This window comes from Bacillus sp. SLBN-46, from assembly GCF_031453555.1.
In the GTDB taxonomy this organism is placed as follows: Bacteria; Bacillota; Bacilli; order Bacillales; family Cytobacillaceae; genus Neobacillus.
The window spans coordinates 3,322,376-3,339,932 of the sequence record NZ_JAVIZM010000001.1; the positions used below are offsets into that span (position 1 = coordinate 3,322,376).

The window sequence follows — 17,557 nt, forward strand, 5'->3', positions numbered from 1 at the left end:
AATTTTCAGTCACTTTCATTTAGATGGCACCTTCTAACATTCGGCTTACATCACCTAAACACTCTTCCGATAACATGGAAATACATGTTAGTTGGCCATTTTCAATTTTGCCTTCAACTAGAACAATATGGTTGGTCTCCATTTCTTGTTTAAGCGCAAGAATCTGCTTTCCCATGTAGACAACATTCTTCACTATATAGTAGGTACAATTCATTGGATAACCAAGCGTTATTCTAACGGGTCTCTTGAAAAAGGGTTTCTTCTTTTTAAATTCCATTAAGTCTAAAATCTTACGGTTGACTTGTTCGTCTGCTTTTACTTGTTGTAGGAACATTTTTTTCCTCTCCTTTAACCAGTTGTTAAAGAGTATAAAAATAACCCCGCCTTATAGAAGGGGGGGTTAACAGACAGAAAATACCTTTGTAAGTATAGAAGACCTATACCTATGTAGACATTTCATACCTAGGAAAAACACCCTATCTTTAGGCAGCTGGCTGGCATAGTATTTTTCTCCTTAGCCCCTATAGCTTTGCGCCACTGATTTTCATCAGTTTTGCCTTGATTGAGATTCAATGTTTTACAATCTAAACGAATCTCTATTCAAATAATAGAATGTTTTAACAATATCGAATATCCGACTTTTTGCCCATTTTTGTCGAATGTACTAGGTAAAAAGAACTAAAATATAGATTATTTCGTTGGAATATCATGAATTATGTCATAAATTGTCATTTTAGCGAGTTTAGTAATAGTAACAAATAACTTGATTACCTTTTTGAATCTAAAAATATTCCACTTGTTTGTGTTATAATCGGCCTATATTGTTGAGAAACCTGTTTTTGCTTCTTTAGTTGATTCAAAAGAACCCGGGTTTCTATTAACTTCTCTTCTAGTAATGGTGCCATGTGTTGATCTATGGTAAGTGTGTTCTTTAGCCATTGTTGTTCTTGTGATGAATAGACGTAATTCTTTTCCTTTATCTTCATTTCGTCAACTTTACTCATCAGCGTATTTCGTTCGTCCGTTAGCTTTTCAAAGTCCTCAAAATCCCCTACATGTAAACAGTGTTTCATTTTTACTGTCAATTCATAAATACCTTTTAGTAATTCCTCCATTATCCTTCCAGTCCTTAGCTTTTAGTTTTGATTTGTTTCATTGCTGTAGACCAGGTTTCTGATAATTCCAAGGCAAACCCTTCTACTTCCTCTAGTATGGCCGAATTTTTATTTAGATTCGCTTCAATTAAACGAGATTTCATATAATCATACATGGTAAGCAAGGGGTCGGATACTGTATATCCCTTTTTTAACGTAATCATTAATTCACTTACAATATCTTGTGCTCGTAAATTATATTCGTGACTTTCTTCCATGTTTTTATTCTCTAATGACTTCTTAGATAAACGGATGAATTTTACCAATCCCTGGTATAACATGAATGTTAGATCCTCTGGCTTTGAGGTAGTTACAGCTTGTTTTTGATAGGTTTGATATGGATTATTTAGAACCATGATAAATTTCTCCTTTTTAATGCTTTTCCTGTTATTAAATATATTATCGGACACATTTATTAAAAGTTAAGTAAAAAAATAAAAAGACAATCCAATAACTAATATGGATTATCTTTTTTGATTTAATTAACTGCCTACTTGAAGGACGATTCCAAATCCATCAATAATGTAGTTAAGTCTTTGATTATAGGATTTTAGATTTTGAATTTTTGCTGCATCTCCCAACTTATTGAATGCAGTAATTTCCTTCGCTAGTTTAGAGACTTCCATTTGTAATTCGTCGTTACGTTTCTTTTCTTGTCTTAATTTTTCCTGAAGAACTGCTTTTTCATGATTAATGGTTGATTTCATCGTCTCGACTTGTTGGACCGCTTCCTGGTTTTGAAGAGCCATATTAGTGAGTTGATATAATCCTCTTAACATTTCATTTAAATTAAGATCTGGCAGCTGTTGGACATTCGTAATGAGTCCTGACAATATATCCAATAGGTCACTGTCTTGAGGAGTTTTCGAATGAACAACTGTAGATGCTGGTGCTCTTTCTTTCATATTCTCAACAGCTACAACAGGTACATCGGTTTGTTTAATAGTTGTAAATTGGTAAGTCTTTTGACTAGATTCTTGTTTTTTATCTTGCGATTTTAGTAACGTATAGTATTTATAGTTAACTGATTGATACCCGCGATTTAATAGGTGCGAAACCTCTTCTAGTATTTCTGTAATATTTAGCGCGCCTTCATCTTGTCGATCTCTAATATAATGAAAAAGTAGTTCAATTTCATTTTTCGTCCATTTACGATTCACTTTTTTTGATCCTTGGTCATTTTGACTACCATTTTCCTTACTCTTCATGCTTACTATCATCAAATTGTTATAATAAAAAACTAATGTTCCCGAACTCAAATTGTTTTTATTCTCCAAATCATGAATGAAAGCCTCTTCTGATTGTCCTATTTCCCGATCGACAAGTGCATCTTTTAGCTCAAATAAAGCGGATTTTAAACTCATAAGAATACCTCCTACATGGTTATTTGAAATGGACGTATTGGTACAAAAGCAATATTATCCTATAAGACAAAAAGCATCAAAATAATTTGTTTTTCCAAACGCACTTCATAAACGGTGTATTTACTATATGTATTCGCTCTTATGAATTTTTTATGGGTGTCAATCAAATAAAAAAGATAATTACTAACATTTACATGATTATGTTAATTATACAAAATTTGTAATTATCTGTAAACGCTTTTTATCTTAATGTAAATAATATAAAAGCCCTCTTTCAAAAAGAGAGCCAGGATTATATAAATAATAGTCTATCAAACTTATTTTGATTATCGTACCTTCATTCGAATCTGCCTTTGCTTTTCAAAACAATGTTGGATGATTTTCTTTTGATCATGCTGGTTCAAATTTGTAAATTGTATGGCGACATGTTTTCTTTCTTGATCTTTCAACAAAGTAATTCTAATAATTTTGCACTGAAAAGTAATAGGTTCATCAACTTTACTTTGCAGGTTTGAAAGAAAAAGTCTTGCTGATATTTCTTCGCCCTCACGATACGGGAAATCTAACCCAGTAGCGAAAAGAGCCCCACCAGCACTAATATTGACTGTAATGGCATCCTTCTCTTCTACCAATAGTCGTAAGTTGGAATTCACTCGAAAGTTTTCTCTTTCTTGAATCTTAAATATTTTATTTTCTTCTGGCTTACTTAAACGCAGCAATGGAATCGTGTCTTTTGTAATGCCTAATATCTCTGAACGAAATTGGTATTTATTTTCACCAGTTATATAGGTTACTTCCAATTTCGTTCCTAAAGATAAAAGCCCTAATATTTCACGATCCAGCGGGATACTGATTTGTATCTCTGAATCTCCGACATCGGCCACAATGGACTTACTAGACATATCCTTGCTGACTACTGTAATTTTAATATTTTGATTCACTTTTGGATACATGTTGTCCTCCTGAAATTCAATTATTCAGTCAAATTATGTATATATAATGGTAGCGGAATTTACCAATAAAAGTCAATATAAACACAAAAATAAACTGCAAAAAAATGCAGTTTACTAGTTTTGGAAAACTAGCTAAAGACAAAAAAGGGGCTACCACAAATGACATTTGTGATGCCCCTGTATTTTATCGAAGGAAATCAACTAGTGAAGGTTGAATAATCCGAGCCCCTACAGATAAAGCCGCTCGCTGAACGTTCTCCTGGGCCTTTAGATTGGTGATAACTTCAGCCATGTCTACATCCTCTTCATTGGATAATAATCGCGTGGTGGAGACCTCTAGGCCCTCTATGCGTGAGATACTTAATTCCATACGGTTCATCCTTGCACCCAGTTCAGATCGTTCCTTTATAACATTATCAATCTGACTATCTAGTTGAGCTAAATGGTCGGAAGTACCGGTACCAGGTGTACGAAAATCATCAACAATGTCTGAAAGAACTTTAAAAATACCACCAGCACCATCATTATTAAAAATATCAATACCCTTAACATTAATTTGGACTGTGTTTGTTTGTCCGACTACTAACTCTATTTTTTCATTGTTTGTATTTGTGAACTGTTTGCCAGCATTGTCATAGGGTGGATGAGTGACATCCGTTCCTGCAAAAACATATTTACCAGCAATCTGTGAATTCGCAATTTCTCCCAAGTGTTCCTTCAATTGATTAATCTCTTGGGCAATAGCTTCTCGGTCTGTGTCACTATTTGTTCCATTATTGCCCTGTACCGTTAGTTCACGTACACGCTGTAGCACGGAGGTTACCTCATCCAATGATTCATCCGTTGTCGTCATCCAAGAAATTCCATCTTCCGCATTCCTTTTGAATTGATCAATTTCATTTAAAGATGATCGGTAAAACATACTGCGAACAGCTGTTACTGGATTGTCCGAAGGTTTATTAATCTTTCTTCCTGAAGACACCTGTTCTTGCAATTGATCCATTGTTTTATTCGTTCGCTGTAAATTAAACAATAAATTTGAGTTTAATATATTTTGAGTAACACGTAAGCTCATTTTACCCCTCCTACAATCCTACCCCGGCCCATGCCATTAATGATTTTATCCAAGCATTGATCCATAACTGTTACCATCCGTGCAGAAGCATTGTATGCCTGTTGAAATTTAATCATATTGGCCATCTCTTCATCCAGTGATACTCCTGACACAGATTGACGGCGATTTTCGATCTGCTGAATAATTACTTCTGTATTACTCTGCATTCGCTGTGCTTCCTGTGAATCAATACCAAGCTGACCAATGATATTTCGATAAAAATCATCTGCTGTAGAGGAGCTTCCTGTAAAGGCAAGTGACGTAAATTTAATATTGGCAATATCTTGCGCATTTTTCCCATTTCCGGAGGATGATTGCCCTGGTGTCTCTTCATTTGCTGCAGCAATTAAATTAAGTGATTTCATTATTTCAGGATTAACCTCTAAATCATTCAGATTCGATCCCACAAAGAAAGCAACTTTTTCATTTGAGGTGCCATTAATATTATCTAAATTCATCCCGCTTAAGTGAGCCGTGTTAACAGCGCTAGCAAAAGTCATTGCTAATTCATTTATTTTTTCCTTCATCGATGGAATGATAGATTTTGAATCTCCACCAATAACCCCATACGCTTCGATTCTCCCTAACAATTCACCAGAACCTAAATTCACTTTGTTATTGCCAATTTTCACTTCATCGGGATCTACTAATCCTGTAGCTGGATCCATTCCAATAGTTAGTGTATTGGCGTTCTTTCCTGTGACTAAAGTAACTCCACCTATCGAAACATCAACCATTCCAGTTCTCAAATCGGGTGATGAAACATTCACATCGACAAGCTTAGATAATTGATCGAGTAGCACATCCCGTTGGTCATACAAGTCATTGGGCTGGTAATTGTTAGGTACAAGACGGGAAATTTGATCATTTAGGCTTCCTATTTGTGCAGCCAAAGAATTGACATCATTCGTTTTGGCTGTAATAACTAATTTGAGATCCCCTTGCATTTGATCTAATGATTGTGATATATGTTGAAAGGTTTCAGTTAACCGCTACCCCTTTTTGGCGGACAACAGCTCTTGCCGCTGAGCTTTCAGGGTTTTTCGCGAGTTCCTCCCACCCTTTCCAGAACTCATCCATCGTATGTGCTAGACCATCATCTGAGGGTTCGTTTAGCAGTTCCTCTATTTTGGTTAAAGCATCACCTTTAGCTTCCCAATACCCCAAACTTTTGTTTTCACCGCGCAATTGAACATCCAAATAATCTTCACGTAAGCGAGCAAGCTGATTAACCTCAACACCTGTTCCTAACTGAATTTGCATACCAGGTAAAGAAACTGGCTTGGTCGCTTGCATTTCTGCTCGTTGACGTGTGTATCCGGTGGTGTTCGCATTGGCAATGTTATGACCTGTGGTAGCAAGCGCCGCTTGTTGGGCAGCCAGTCCTCTTTTCCCTACCTCTAAGCTATGAAAGGTTGAAGTCATGCCTATTCCTCCTAAAAATAAAACAAGCTAAATCTTTGCATCTAACATGTTTGAATAACGATTTTTTGCATTGGGACCGTACCCAATCGCTGGTTCTTTCCGTGCAAACATACCGATCGAGTATTGAATATAAGAAAGGGACGTTTGAATTAACTTTTGGTTATTCTCATTCAACTGGTTAATCTCCTGAATAAGGGTCCGCAGTTTTATAGCCATACTTGTTAATGCATCCCTTGTGTTGGCATCTTGCTCAACTTTACTTACGTCCTCAAGTGTGAAGGATTCACCTTTGATCCCTTTTTGTTCCATATATTCTTGAACACATTTGATTCGAAGTTGTTCAAGTTTTTGAATTTCGTCTACACATAGAGCTTCACGATGAGTCTGGCTTTGCAGCCCCTGAAGATCACCATCCACAAGCATATTTCTTTTTCCTTTGGCCAAATCTAGTAATCGTGTATGAGCGTCGACCATTGTTTTCAATATTTGTTTGAGTGTTTTCAGGGAATCCATGTTCTCGTCTCCTAGATCGAAGTGTTTTTCCAAAATGCAGTCATTTTTTCAGCGATTTTGCTGCTATCTACATGATAGTTCCCGTCAGCAATTTGCTGTTTTAATTCTTGAATGCGTTGTTGGCGTTGTGCTTGTTCAGACATCATAGCTTGAGAGATTTCCCGACCGCGTGATGATATATTCACTTCTGCTGAAGTAGATGTTTTTTTAGTTGTATTATTTATATTTGAACGATTCTGTTGGTTTTGGTAGGAATAAAAACCATATTTCGTATCATTGATTCTCATTTTTAGTTCCCTCCTATTCCTTTATTAAAGATTATCGGTAGGTTATTAAAATAGTTTAGGAATTAATAAAAATAAATTCGATAGTAAATGAACGGTACATAATCTGTATAATTGTATCAAAATAAACCAGGGATTTCATTACATTTTGATTTATATTATTGGCTCAAATAAAAAAGTGAAAAGGTAGTACCCTCTCCACTGATTTTCTGCCTATTTACGTATTCCTATCCAAATTTCCACCGACAAAGTCTATTTGAAGGTTTTGCATTTGGCGCATATACACTTCTGTTTTCCCAGGTTTATAGTTGTGGATTGGTTTGTGTGGTATGGTCTCAATTTCAGCACCACCTTGTTTCCAGTCGACATTGAGCTCTGATGGGGTGTAATGAATTTTGACTGAACCGTAACTCGGGATAAAACCAATATTAAATTCTATAGGACCTGGATTAGCTTTAGACTCTGCTATAGATACAATCATGTCCGATTTTTTTTCAATTTCAGCTAGTTGATCGCCTTCTTGTGCTTTTTGAGCTATAGCTTCTAATGCTTCTTGTTTAGCAAAGTTCACCATATCCTCACTGAGTACACTTGGGCTCTTTAAATTCAACTCGTTCCACATCTGTTCTTGATCAATATTTAACTGGGAAGGCTTCCGTTCGATCGTTAGTGTAGAAGAAACTTGTTTAATCGATTGTTCGGCGGGCTGCTGTTCCATTTCTTGAACTGGCTGGGTTGTGCGTAGTCCTATTTGTGCGTATGTTTGATGTAGTCTAATTTGTGGGACCTGCATGATTTTTCACCGTCTTATACATTTTATTTACAGAATTTATACCTTTTTATCTACTAAAAGTCCTAGATAATCAGTCATAGCGGCGTACATATCAAGTAATTTCTTAGAGGGGATTTCTTTAACGACCTCGTTCGTGGTGTCATCCACAAGGGTTACATAATACTCTTTTAACTCCTCATGAAATTGAAATTTCAAATGCGTATTTGAAGCCTTCAAAAAATCATTCATACTTTGCATTACTTTTTCGGTTTTTTCTTTTGTCTGCGCTTGTGGTTGAGGTTGTTGTTGAGGCTGTTGTTGTGTTTCTGGCAATATCTCTTTAATCTTGGCTGTACTTTCTACTTTAGGAACCTTATAATCCGTCAACTGACTAGTAGAATTGGACAACTTGTCTAACATTTCCTTGCCCCCCCTTTATTTACTTCATTTTATTTTATTATCGGAAGAATAATTGGAATGTTTAGAGCCTTAAAGCAAATATTGTAAATAGTGGTAAAATTAATGAAAGAAATCAATTTATAAAATTTTTTATTAAATAATGATCATCAATTTGAAATACCACCCTTTAATCCTATATAATAAATCCAGAACATATGTTTCTGTACAAAGGAGACTAATAGCCATGTTTAATGATTTAACTGTTATACAAATTAATGTTTTACTTGCAAGTATTATTGGTGATGGAGAGCTTACCAAGCTTTATAAAGGAAGTAGACGTAAAAATAGTAGTTACAGGGAGCATTTTGGAGACAAACAAAGAGAATATCGCGAGTGGAAAGCTCAATTAATGAATGATCTGTTTTACATTACTCATAAAAGTAATTCATTACGATCAGCATCAGGCCCCCTATTCACAAATTTACTGGGACTTTTTTATAACAATGATGGAAATAAAAGCATTCCTGCTACATTATTACCCTATTGTAATTTATCACATTTCTTAGCTGTACTATATATGGATGACGGTTCCTTGTCTATCACAACCAAAGTTAATCATAATAATAAAAAAATTTACATTACCCCTCACATATATTTATCCTTACAAAACTATCCCTCACTAGAATTAACTCTACTAAAAAACCATATCAAAAAATATTTTCAGATCGACTTAAAGTTAGCCAGTAGAAAGGATGGACATGGATTTATTTTACGGACCACATCCGTTAATGAAACATTCTCTTTCTTAAATAAAATAAAAAACGTTTCTGATAGTTGTCCAAGTATGTTTTATAAAACACATTGGAACTATCGACTACAACAAGAATCAGAGAGATGGAAATTAAAACTACCAGATTATAAACTTATCGTATCAAGTTCAGATCGATGGAAAAACTACTCTTCAAATGAAATTAAAAGACTTGTAGATTTAAAGAAAGAGGGACATCTCGATAAAGAAATTGCAAATTTACTTGGAAGAAGTTATTGGTCAGTTGTCTATAAATTACGCGAGTTAAGAAAATTGCAGCTTTTATAATAGAAATAAAAAAACGACTATTAGTGGATGTATTCGTTTAAAAACCAATAGCCTTTTTTCAGTTATATGTGAAAAATATTAATTGCGATTGTTTAATTCTTCGTGTCTAAACAAAGACTACAAAATACTCCCTATCTACTTCCCTAAGAATTGCTTCAACGGTTGATAGCCGTCTTCTTGACTTCGAACAAAGCAATCCTTGTAAAGTAGGATCGATTCATGCACTATCTTTAGACTTACAATGTTGGACTCGTTTTTCACGATTCTTTGTATTCATTTCGTAATGATTCATGAATTCTCCTCCTAAAATAGAAATAGCCCTAATTCTTCAAAGGAATTAGGACTTTCGAAAAGCGGCATTTGCTTCCATACAAGGTTCATGGTCATTGCATTCGTTATAAACCGTCTTCTCTAGTCATTAAACGTTCTCTAGAGTTTTCTCTCAAGCTTGGGTTTTGACTAAACATTTATATATTATTAAGCTTTTAAATCAATATTTCCACCTAAATGCGGCTGAGCTGCTTGTTGAATAGCAGCTCCGTTTGTAGTACCCATCAACTTTTGAAGAGCTTTACCTTGTTGCTCGGCATTTCCCATTGCCATCTTCATGACTGACAAAGATGCTTGTTGCTGAACTTTGCCTTGATTTAGTGCCATTGACATAAATGCGATATCCATGAAACCACCACCTTTTTACTTCTAATGGATAACAGAGTGTAGTTGTTTTTCTAAAAAATGAACTTCTTTATTCAATTCATCCATTCGACCATTCAACTGTTCAATTTCTTGTGCCGTAAGTTCATGATCGAGAGCGTATTGAGCTATCTTTTTCATATCATGAAGCTTCATTTCTATCTCTTCTAAGATATGATCTTGTTTTTTACACCACTCAAGCTGTTGTTCAAGAAACTGTTGATGTTCTTGCTTTTCTTTATCCATGAGTTCCTCCTACTAAACAGCTTTATATGAAAAGAGACTCTAGTAAAACTAGAGCCTCTCTCATATTTAAAATTAACGTAACAATTGAAGTACACCTTGTGGTTGTTGGTTCGCTTGCTTTGCGACTGTACCTTTCGATTACAGAATAGACTATATCTTCATCCTATTTTCAAATAGGAGCTGGGCACTTCGAACAGCGATTGCTGCCCTACGAGATTCATAGTCATAGCTTCCGCCTTAGACCGTGTTCTCTAGTCGTTGAACCTTCTCCAGAGTTTCCTCACAGGAGCTTGGCTGCTGATTATCCATTGTTCCATCCTCATCATTTTTAAACCATTACGCTTACCGTTTCCAGTTACGTTGTGGTTGATGAAGCTTTAGGAAGTTCCAGCAATTCACCCAGTTATACTCTTATCCGTTACCAGATAAGACGCCCTTCAAAATCATTATCTCAAGAGTTGTAGTACTCCTTGAGGAATTTGATTCGATTGAGCCAACATTGCTTGTGCTGCTTGAGAAAGAATAGAGTTCTTAGTTTGAGTCATCATTTCCTTCGCCATGTCAACGTCACGGATACGAGATTCCGCAGCTGTTAGATTTTCAGATGATGTGTTCAGGTTATTGATAGAGTGCTCTAAACGATTTTGGAATGCACCTAGTTTAGAACGTTCAGTAGAAACTTTTTCAATTGCATTATTAATTACAGAAGTTGCTGTTTCTGCACCTTGTTGTGATGACACATCTACAGAACTTAGTGAAAGTGATTTAGTACTCATTTCATTTATATCAACTTTCATTGTTTGACCTTCGTTTGCTCCGATATGGAAAGATAAAGAAGAATCAATATTCTTGTCTTCAGCTGCTTGAGTTTCTTTAAAACTACTAAACTTATTATTAAATAAATCTCTGTTAGCTACATTTAATTTTAAATCAGCTAAAGCGTTTGCTGATCCATTTTCACCTGCAACTTCAATTTTTCCATCTGACTTAATAGAAACACTACCTGCATCTAAACCAAGAGCATTTTCAATTCCTGCAGTAAGGTCAGCAACTGTTGTACTAGCAGTAACAGTTAGGCTAGCTTCTGTAACAGAAGAACCACTAATTTTTCCGTTAATTTTAATAACATCATTTGCTTGTAATCCAAGCTCATTACCATTTCCATCTTTTAAATTTGTAAGTAATGCAGATGAATTAGTTGCTGTTGTGTCAGCAGCACTATCAGTTAAACCTAAGTCATCACTTAATGCAGTATCATGGATTGTTAAACTTCCATCAGTAAATGAATCAAACTGGATATTACCATTATTTAGAGAGGCTGAAACTTTCCCCTTTAAATCTGCGTTGGAATCAATTGCTGTGTTAATCATATCAACAATTTGTTGTTTGGAATAAGCATCAGTTGAAGCAGTTAGGTCAATTGTTTGCTTTGTGCCATTTCCAATAGTAATCTCTAAACTATCATTTGCACCATCTGTAATATTTAGTGCATTTGCAGAATTCACTAAATCATCAGTTGCCGCTGTGCTTGCAGCTGCTCCTGCTGTTATTGTTTTTGCAGTTGAGAAACCAAAGAATTTATTTGCTTCATCACCTGATGCTTTAATTGTAATATTTTGACCTGCAGTAGCAGCAGTAGTCAGCGTTAATTTTCCACCAGCAACTGAAGAGGCTACTTTAGTTAAATCGGTACCATCTACTGTACCTGCAGCTGTAAATGCTGCATCAATTTTTGTTTGTAATTCAGCTTGTGTCCATGTTCCTTTTTCAATTTGGATAGTAAGATCAGTACTATTTGCAGTAATTTTTAACTCATTGTTGGTATCATCAATTGTATAAGCATCAAAATTTGTATTTGCACTAGTTCCAGCAACACTTGCACCTAAAGTTAAATCTACTGATTCTAATTTTGTACCTTGAGCAGTCTTATTAGACTCAAGTTCACCGTTTAAAAGCTTCTTAGTATTAAACTCTGTAGTATTAGAAATACGATCGATTTCTTCTTTTAACTGTGAAACTTCTTTTTGAATTTCTGTTCTGTCTGCATCAGTAGCAGTATCGTTAGAGGCTTGAACCGATAATTCACGCATTCTTTGAAGAATATCATGTGTCTCGTTCAAAGCGCCTTCAGCAGTTTGGATCATAGAGATTCCATCTTGAGCATTTTTAGAAGCTTGATCTAAGCCGCGAATTTGACCGCGCATTTTTTCAGAGATTGCTAAACCAGCTGCGTCATCTCCAGCTCGGTTAATACGAAGACCTGAAGATAATTTTTCCATAGATTTTGATTGAGCATTGGATGCACGATCTAACTGACGATACGTGTTAAGTGCTGCAATATTGTGGTTAATTTGCATAATACTTTTCCTCCATACTATTTGGATTTTTAGGGTGTATTCCCTTTAATAATTTATCTATAATAAACCCTAATGGGCCATTATCAAAATGAGTGCTGATCAAAATTTAGATCATTTTTACTTTTTGATTTCTCGTGAAAATATTTCCATTGAACAATTCTTCTCGAAATATTCTAATTTCTCTCGGCGCATCAATTGCAAAGCGAAGTAAACCAGATTCCGTTTGTAAAATAGTTACCTTAATGTTTGCTCCAATTAATGTAGGTGACTCAATGATTTTGGTCCCTTTTTTGAGAAACACACGATTACTTTTATTCTCTTTCACTTTAGAAACTTCCATATTCATTGGTGCTTCAATGACCATTCGAAGTTTGGAATCGATTTGTAGAACAGTAACTTTAATGACATCATCTATAATTACTGATTGTCCAATTTCCCTGCCTACAATGAGCACGTTACCATCCTCCAAAGATTCATTTGTTTTAACTACTTTAATTATCGGTCAATCAAAATAATTGTTTAGTAGTTTTTATAAAAACATTTCTAGCATGTGGTAAACAAGTAATACTTTGTTATTTTTGGTATTTCAAATATTTTGATTAGGTATCAAATTACTTGTTGTTTACTTTATCGGCAGACAGCACAGACAGTTTAGTATTTTATTTTAAGTTTGATAAAATTTTTATTAAAAAAACCGTAAACTTAATGGTTTGCATTACCACTAAATTTACGGTTCTACTATATTTTCTACATTCCTAATTGCTGGGATAGCCAAGACCCTTGAGAATTCAACTGTTGCATAGCTTTTTCCATCGCCCCAAATTGCTTCCATAGTCTTTGTTCATAGGCGTTAACCTTGTCTTGTTCATTATAGATATTGGTATCTAGCGATTTGGTTTGTTTTGCCATAAAGCTCTTGGTATCAACGGTACTAGTGAGAGACCCTGCTATGGATCCAAGTTGAGTAATGGTTTCATTTAATCGATCATAAATTCTCCAACCAAATCCACTAATATCGTGGAGGTCCTTGTCATTCGCGGTCGTCTTCGAAATTGCAGCATTCCGATCTTTTGTTGTAAATAATTTTTTGACATCTTCTAAATTTGTTTTGAGGACACCCTTTAGTTTTTCTTCGTCGAGAACTAGTTTCCCATTATCTTTATAACTGCTAGAGAAATTAATTCCAATGCTTTTTAAGGTTTTAAAATCCGGTGAAGCACTTGGATCGCCAACCACTGACATTAGACTATTCCGCATTTCCGTTAAGAAAGACTGAATCGTGGAATCTCCTGCCAACAAGCCGCTTTTCGCTTTTTCATCCCACAGTTTGATGTCAGTATCTTTCATATCCTTCTTCTGATCATCCAATAGTGGTGGGTAATCACGATACTTTTTTTCTGTTAGTTTACCGTTTAAATCTGAAATTAGTTCATTGTACTTATCAACAAATGTCTTAATGCTAGTAAATACAGCATCCGTATCACTTTTTGTATTGACAGACAAAGACTCATCTGCTGCCATATTCGACTTAATTTCAAACGTCATCCCATCAAACGTCACAGTATTAGTATCTGAACGAAAATCAAGACCGTTAATAGTCATTTTAGCTTGTACAGCATTAGACCCAGTGACAACTGACATGGTGGAACTAGTATTATAACTACCACCACTAATTGACCCTCCAGGGATCCCTAATATAGATAGAAGATTGGAAGTTGAACCTTGAGCAAGTTTTACATCTTGACCCGAACCAGCAGTCTTATTGGTAAAGGTGAAAGATTTCTCTGAAGCTGAATAAGAAACATTCATATTTATTGTAGTATCGCTAGAAATTTTATTTAATAGGGACGAGAGCGTGTCCTTAGTAGGATCAAAATCAACTGTCTGATCATTAATTTTTATTGAACTACCCGTTACACCTAAGTCAATTAATTTTTTGCTTGTATCAAGACTGCTTGTTTGAAAGAACTTCACTGTAGCCGCTTTAGGTGGTTGTGCCTGTTGTACATTTGTAATTTCATAAGAAGACAAGCTCGGAATCCCGCTAACCGTTGCTGATACGATACTTTCATCCGATGAACTGGATGTTTTCTTGTTAAAAGTAGATTCCAAGCGTAAATCTTTCATTGAATTATAGAAATCATTTACCTTTTTATTCACGTCACGATAGGCATCGGTTTTCCATGTAGCTAATGTTTTAGATTGCTGCATTTTGTTTAGCCTTGCGCTTTGGACTTTAACCAAATTGGCAACAATCTCATCGGTATTCATACCGGACGCTAAGCCAGACACACGCAATGTATTACTCGTATCAATCATAATAATCACTTCCTTTTAAAAGATTATGTATAAATAATATTTTTATATGTTATTAATCTTTATTATCGGTTAGATGGAAAAATAGTTAATAATATTTTCATTCAAAAACTATAATGGAAAAAAAGAGACGCAAAAAAATGTCTCTAATTAATCTTTAACGTAAAATACTATTCGCAATCCCTACCATCTGATCAGCATAAGAAACTGCTCTTGCATTCATTTGAAAACTTCTTTGTGAGGTCATCAAATCTGTCATTTCTTTCGTTAAATCCACGTTCGATCCTTCTAAAAAGCCAGTAGCCAACTGCACCTCTTCAGGCTGCAGCAAATTAACAAAATCAGCTTTATTAGAGCCGTTAGGTAACACAGAAGATTCAATGGCGAATTCATTACCACCCGTATTCCTTAGGATATGTGGATTTTGAATATCCACAATTCCCACTTGTTGTGTAGAAATAAACGGGGTTCCCAGACCATCTTTATTTTTCAAATTAATTTGACCGTTTGCATCAAAATTAACCTCATACTGCCCATCCAACTCAATTGGCTTCCCATTTTGATCTAGTAAATAACCGCCATTTGCATTTACTAAATGATAACTTCCTTGTTTGTTAGGATTCGGACTCAAGTGGAAATTGCCATCACGTGTATACCTTATCTCGTCAGGTGCTCCTGCCGTAGAAGAAGGATAACCAACTTGGAAAAATCCTTTTCCTTGAATCATCAAGTCGAAAGGATTACCTGTCGCCATTGGCTGACCCTGTTCCATCACAAGCTGTGTCAGTCCTGTACGCGTTCCATACCCCACGCGGATCCCATTTGGTGTGAGGCGGCCGAATTCTTGATTGGTACGTCCTTGATTGTTAATTTGGGATGCTAAAATCTCGGAAAAACTTTGGTCTTTTCGCTTAAATCCAGTAGTATTCACATTGGCTACATTATTTGCAGATGTATCAATTTTTTGTTGATAGGCCTGCAAAGCACCAGAAGAAATATATAGTGACGTATTCAAAGTCTATTCTCCTATTCTCTTCCTATTATCCGTTAATCTTTCCAACAGAGTACAGCTGTTCTAATGATTGATTATACACGCCTATTACCTTTTGATTGGCCTCATAGGCTCGTACAGTTGTCATCATATCAGCCATTGTTTGACCTTGGTCTACATTCGACTGTTCAATAAATCCCTGGTGAAGGGATATACCTGGATTTGTTCCTCCAGCATCTTGGATTAAAGGTAAGGCAGTATCTGATTTGTAGACATTTGCCCCTTGTCTTTTAAGATCATAAGGGTTTTGAACCACAACCATGCCAATTTGACCTACCTTACTAGTTTTTGCCGGGTCATTAGGATTTGCAATTAATTGTCCATCAGCATTTATGGACAAATCCTCTTTTCTGATACCACCAGTAATTTGGATCGGCTTGTGATCGGTTCCTAACACACGATACCCTTCTGATGTGACCAAATTTCCATTGGCATCTAAATCCCATTTTCCATTCCGGGTATAGCCGACTGTTCCATCCGCAAGTTCGACGGCAAACAAGGCAGTTGGTTTTACTGTACGTCCGTTGACAACCTGTAAAGGAATACTTTGATCTTCAATAGCCACATCTAACGGTTGATCCGTTTGAACAAGCGTCCCTTGAATGAAACTGGGAATGCGCTCCTGAGCGTACACGCCGTTAAAGAGTTCGCCCACAGGGACAGTCTGACCTGGAATATTTCCACCTGATGCACCAGGTACATTATCATTAAAGTCTTTTATTCTTTCTAGAAAAAGTTTAGGAAATGCCCTAAGTGGCGTGTCATCCTTCTTAAATCCTGGTGTTTGAGCATTTGCGAGATTATTAGATAGTGCTTCTTGTTTCCGCTCCATAGAAAACATTCCAGAAGCGGCAGAATACAATCCTCTTAACATGAAAAAACCTCTTTTCTTAGCTTCGTGCTTGGTCAGCCAATTGCAAAATAAATGTTACTTCCCCACAACCTTTGCCGAGTTCTTTTGCAATTTCCTCTGCAGTAAGACCCTGATCTCGTAATTCAAAAATTTCTTTGTACCGATCATTTAAGAATAAATGCTGCCCACTGCCAGATGTAGACTTTGGTACAGCCTTAATAGATGAATCTAAAGCTTTAATTTCTTCTCTCCATTGTTCATATTCTAGTTGGTGCACTATTTGATTCTGCTCCATCATCCCTTGTAACTCAGAAATTTGATGCATCATTTTTTCTTGGTTGCTAAGCATTTTTAGATGTAACTCCTGCTGATAATCCAATTTTTTCCGAAGAGAACTTTTGGAAACTAAATACAGCACAGCTATAAAGTTGATTACTAAAAGTGCTACATTTAGATAATCCTGCACCTGTTCTTCTCCCCTCTATTAATTAAGTATAAAGGTTAATCAATAACCCTTTAATTTCTCCAATACGGTCTAAGATAGAAAGACCTTCGTTCTGCTCGTTTAAGACATGAGCGGTTAGTTCCATTAGTTTACGGTCCAGTACTTGAATGGTCTTTAGTGTTTTACTACCTCCATATGGATCCCAACTATCGGTTTGATATAAACCTACACCATTTTTCGTTACTTCCCCCATAAACTGTTTAACCAAATCTTTATATTTACGGAGTTCAGAAAAGGTGGGTTTTTCGCTTAAGCGTTTTCCTTGCTCATCAACTTCTTGTAATATTTGTTGGAGATGATCCTTTGTAAGTTCTTTAGAATACGTATTCATTATTTTTTGAAAGGATGTAGTGTTGGTAATAGAACGATCATTTGTATTGAGACGGGGATCACCTATATTCATTCTTACCGAATCCTGAATTTTCAAGTGAATTCACCCCCTCTTCATTGTTCACAATCAAA

General features: G+C 35.7%; 22 protein-coding genes and 1 riboswitch. Of the genes, 1 reads left to right on the plus strand and 21 read right to left on the minus strand.

Annotation, left to right across the window (positions count from 1 at the left end):
* Positions 1 to 19 precede the first annotated feature (19 nt).
* From QFZ87_RS17045 to flaG, 12 genes are all read right to left on the minus strand, one after another.
* Positions 20 to 334 (minus strand): hypothetical protein, encoded by a 315-nt coding sequence (locus QFZ87_RS17045; RefSeq protein ID WP_309863767.1) that lies wholly within the window; start codon positions 332 to 334, stop codon positions 20 to 22.
* Between the two features lie 148 nt (positions 335 to 482).
* Positions 483 to 568, minus strand: a riboswitch (cyclic di-GMP riboswitch).
* Positions 569 to 767: 199 nt separating this feature from the next.
* Positions 768 to 1,115 (minus strand): flagellar protein FliT, encoded by a 348-nt coding sequence (locus tag QFZ87_RS17050; protein WP_309863770.1) that lies wholly within the window; start codon positions 1,113 to 1,115, stop codon positions 768 to 770.
* Positions 1,116 to 1,129: 14 nt separating this feature from the next.
* Positions 1,130 to 1,510, minus strand: a complete 381-nt coding sequence (gene fliS, locus QFZ87_RS17055; protein ID WP_309863774.1) for a flagellar export chaperone FliS — start codon at positions 1,508 to 1,510, stop codon at positions 1,130 to 1,132.
* Positions 1,511 to 1,636: 126 nt separating this feature from the next.
* The gene (locus QFZ87_RS17060; RefSeq protein ID WP_309863777.1) at positions 1,637 to 2,518 is read right to left on the minus strand and encodes a hypothetical protein; all 882 of its coding nucleotides are present in this window, start codon (positions 2,516 to 2,518) and stop codon (positions 1,637 to 1,639) included.
* 326 nt (positions 2,519 to 2,844) lie between these two features.
* A complete protein-coding gene (locus QFZ87_RS17065) occupies positions 2,845 to 3,471 on the minus strand; it encodes a flagellar brake protein (RefSeq protein WP_309863781.1) in 627 nt (208 codons plus the stop codon).
* 184 nt (positions 3,472 to 3,655) lie between these two features.
* Complete coding sequence (flgL, locus tag QFZ87_RS17070; protein WP_309863783.1) at positions 3,656 to 4,546, minus strand: flagellar hook-associated protein FlgL; 891 nt, start codon at positions 4,544 to 4,546, stop codon at positions 3,656 to 3,658.
* Positions 4,543 to 5,532 (minus strand): flagellar hook-associated protein FlgK, encoded by a 990-nt coding sequence (gene flgK / locus QFZ87_RS17075; protein WP_309863785.1) that lies wholly within the window; start codon positions 5,530 to 5,532, stop codon positions 4,543 to 4,545. Before flgK ends, flgL begins: the two co-directional genes overlap by 4 nt.
* A gap of 34 nt (positions 5,533 to 5,566) precedes the next feature.
* A complete protein-coding gene (locus tag QFZ87_RS17080; RefSeq protein WP_309863789.1) occupies positions 5,567 to 6,010 on the minus strand; it encodes a FlgK family flagellar hook-associated protein in 444 nt (147 codons plus the stop codon).
* A gap of 27 nt (positions 6,011 to 6,037) precedes the next feature.
* Positions 6,038 to 6,523 (minus strand): flagellar protein FlgN, encoded by a 486-nt coding sequence (locus tag QFZ87_RS17085; protein WP_309863792.1) that lies wholly within the window; start codon positions 6,521 to 6,523, stop codon positions 6,038 to 6,040.
* Between the two features lie 11 nt (positions 6,524 to 6,534).
* Positions 6,535 to 6,810 carry a flagellar biosynthesis anti-sigma factor FlgM gene (gene flgM, locus QFZ87_RS17090; protein WP_309863796.1) on the minus strand — a complete coding sequence of 92 codons (276 nt, stop codon included), beginning with the start codon at positions 6,808 to 6,810 and terminating at the stop codon, positions 6,535 to 6,537.
* Between the two features lie 214 nt (positions 6,811 to 7,024).
* A complete protein-coding gene (locus tag QFZ87_RS17095) occupies positions 7,025 to 7,600 on the minus strand; it encodes a DUF6470 family protein (RefSeq protein ID WP_309863798.1) in 576 nt (191 codons plus the stop codon).
* 36 nt (positions 7,601 to 7,636) lie between these two features.
* A complete protein-coding gene (gene flaG / locus QFZ87_RS17100; protein WP_309863801.1) occupies positions 7,637 to 7,999 on the minus strand; it encodes a flagellar protein FlaG in 363 nt (120 codons plus the stop codon).
* Positions 8,000 to 8,222: 223 nt separating this feature from the next.
* Here flaG and QFZ87_RS17105 point away from each other — a divergent pair, with 223 nt between their 5' ends.
* The gene (locus tag QFZ87_RS17105) at positions 8,223 to 9,074 is read left to right on the plus strand and encodes a DNA endonuclease (protein ID WP_309863802.1); all 852 of its coding nucleotides are present in this window, start codon (positions 8,223 to 8,225) and stop codon (positions 9,072 to 9,074) included.
* A gap of 477 nt (positions 9,075 to 9,551) precedes the next feature.
* Here QFZ87_RS17105 and QFZ87_RS17110 read toward each other — a convergent pair whose 3' ends face one another.
* The 9 genes from QFZ87_RS17110 to QFZ87_RS17150 form a co-directional block, all read right to left on the minus strand.
* Positions 9,552 to 9,752, minus strand: coding sequence for a YjfB family protein (locus QFZ87_RS17110; RefSeq protein WP_309863804.1), 201 nt, complete (start codon positions 9,750 to 9,752; stop codon positions 9,552 to 9,554).
* A gap of 21 nt (positions 9,753 to 9,773) precedes the next feature.
* The gene (locus QFZ87_RS17115; protein ID WP_309863807.1) at positions 9,774 to 10,013 is read right to left on the minus strand and encodes a hypothetical protein; all 240 of its coding nucleotides are present in this window, start codon (positions 10,011 to 10,013) and stop codon (positions 9,774 to 9,776) included.
* Between the two features lie 446 nt (positions 10,014 to 10,459).
* Positions 10,460 to 12,370: a flagellin N-terminal helical domain-containing protein gene (locus QFZ87_RS17120; RefSeq protein ID WP_309863809.1), complete on the minus strand. Its 1,911-nt coding sequence runs from the start codon at positions 12,368 to 12,370 to the stop codon at positions 10,460 to 10,462.
* Positions 12,371 to 12,476: 106 nt separating this feature from the next.
* Positions 12,477 to 12,824, minus strand: coding sequence for a carbon storage regulator (locus QFZ87_RS17125; RefSeq protein ID WP_309863811.1), 348 nt, complete (start codon positions 12,822 to 12,824; stop codon positions 12,477 to 12,479).
* 293 nt (positions 12,825 to 13,117) lie between these two features.
* Complete coding sequence (gene fliD / locus QFZ87_RS17130) at positions 13,118 to 14,689, minus strand: flagellar filament capping protein FliD (protein ID WP_309863813.1); 1,572 nt, start codon at positions 14,687 to 14,689, stop codon at positions 13,118 to 13,120.
* A gap of 154 nt (positions 14,690 to 14,843) precedes the next feature.
* Positions 14,844 to 15,701 (minus strand): flagellar hook-basal body protein, encoded by an 858-nt coding sequence (locus QFZ87_RS17135; RefSeq protein ID WP_309863815.1) that lies wholly within the window; start codon positions 15,699 to 15,701, stop codon positions 14,844 to 14,846.
* 25 nt (positions 15,702 to 15,726) lie between these two features.
* Entirely contained in the window at positions 15,727 to 16,611 is an 885-nt protein-coding gene (locus tag QFZ87_RS17140) for a flagellar hook-basal body protein (RefSeq protein WP_309863817.1), read from the minus strand.
* 16 nt (positions 16,612 to 16,627) lie between these two features.
* Positions 16,628 to 17,056, minus strand: coding sequence for a DUF6115 domain-containing protein (locus tag QFZ87_RS17145; protein WP_309863819.1), 429 nt, complete (start codon positions 17,054 to 17,056; stop codon positions 16,628 to 16,630).
* A 22-nt stretch (positions 17,057 to 17,078) separates the two neighbouring features.
* On the minus strand, positions 17,079 to 17,522 hold the full coding sequence (locus tag QFZ87_RS17150; RefSeq protein ID WP_309863822.1) for a YaaR family protein: 444 nt from the start codon (positions 17,520 to 17,522) through the stop codon (positions 17,079 to 17,081).
* Between the last annotated feature and the right edge of the window lie 35 nt (positions 17,523 to 17,557).

Bases quoted from the DNA above. Each gene is read 5' to 3' on its own strand.
- QFZ87_RS17080 (WP_309863789.1), bottom strand. From the start codon at position 6,010: ATGACTTCAACCTTTCATAGCTTAGAGGTAGGGAAAAGAGGACTGGCT.
- QFZ87_RS17120 (WP_309863809.1), bottom strand. From the start codon at position 12,370: ATGCAAATTAACCACAATATTGCAGCACTTAACACGTATCGTCAGTTA.
- QFZ87_RS17085 (WP_309863792.1), bottom strand. From the start codon at position 6,523: ATGGATTCCCTGAAAACACTCAAACAAATATTGAAAACAATGGTCGAC.
- QFZ87_RS17140 (WP_309863817.1), bottom strand. From the start codon at position 16,611: ATGTTAAGAGGATTGTATTCTGCCGCTTCTGGAATGTTTTCTATGGAG.
- fliD (WP_309863813.1), bottom strand. From the start codon at position 14,689: ATGATTGATACGAGTAATACATTGCGTGTGTCTGGCTTAGCGTCCGGT.
- QFZ87_RS17115 (WP_309863807.1), bottom strand. From the start codon at position 10,013: ATGGATAAAGAAAAGCAAGAACATCAACAGTTTCTTGAACAACAGCTT.
- QFZ87_RS17060 (WP_309863777.1), bottom strand. From the start codon at position 2,518: ATGAGTTTAAAATCCGCTTTATTTGAGCTAAAAGATGCACTTGTCGAT.
- QFZ87_RS17045 (WP_309863767.1), bottom strand. From the start codon at position 334: ATGTTCCTACAACAAGTAAAAGCAGACGAACAAGTCAACCGTAAGATT.
- flaG (WP_309863801.1), bottom strand. From the start codon at position 7,999: ATGTTAGACAAGTTGTCCAATTCTACTAGTCAGTTGACGGATTATAAG.
- QFZ87_RS17105 (WP_309863802.1), top strand. From the start codon at position 8,223: ATGTTTAATGATTTAACTGTTATACAAATTAATGTTTTACTTGCAAGT.
- QFZ87_RS17065 (WP_309863781.1), bottom strand. From the start codon at position 3,471: ATGTATCCAAAAGTGAATCAAAATATTAAAATTACAGTAGTCAGCAAG.
- QFZ87_RS17050 (WP_309863770.1), bottom strand. From the start codon at position 1,115: ATGGAGGAATTACTAAAAGGTATTTATGAATTGACAGTAAAAATGAAA.
- QFZ87_RS17110 (WP_309863804.1), bottom strand. From the start codon at position 9,752: ATGGATATCGCATTTATGTCAATGGCACTAAATCAAGGCAAAGTTCAG.
- flgL (WP_309863783.1), bottom strand. From the start codon at position 4,546: ATGAGCTTACGTGTTACTCAAAATATATTAAACTCAAATTTATTGTTT.
- flgK (WP_309863785.1), bottom strand. From the start codon at position 5,532: ATGCAAGGGGATCTCAAATTAGTTATTACAGCCAAAACGAATGATGTC.
- fliS (WP_309863774.1), bottom strand. From the start codon at position 1,510: ATGGTTCTAAATAATCCATATCAAACCTATCAAAAACAAGCTGTAACT.
- flgM (WP_309863796.1), bottom strand. From the start codon at position 6,810: ATGAGAATCAATGATACGAAATATGGTTTTTATTCCTACCAAAACCAA.
- QFZ87_RS17095 (WP_309863798.1), bottom strand. From the start codon at position 7,600: ATGCAGGTCCCACAAATTAGACTACATCAAACATACGCACAAATAGGA.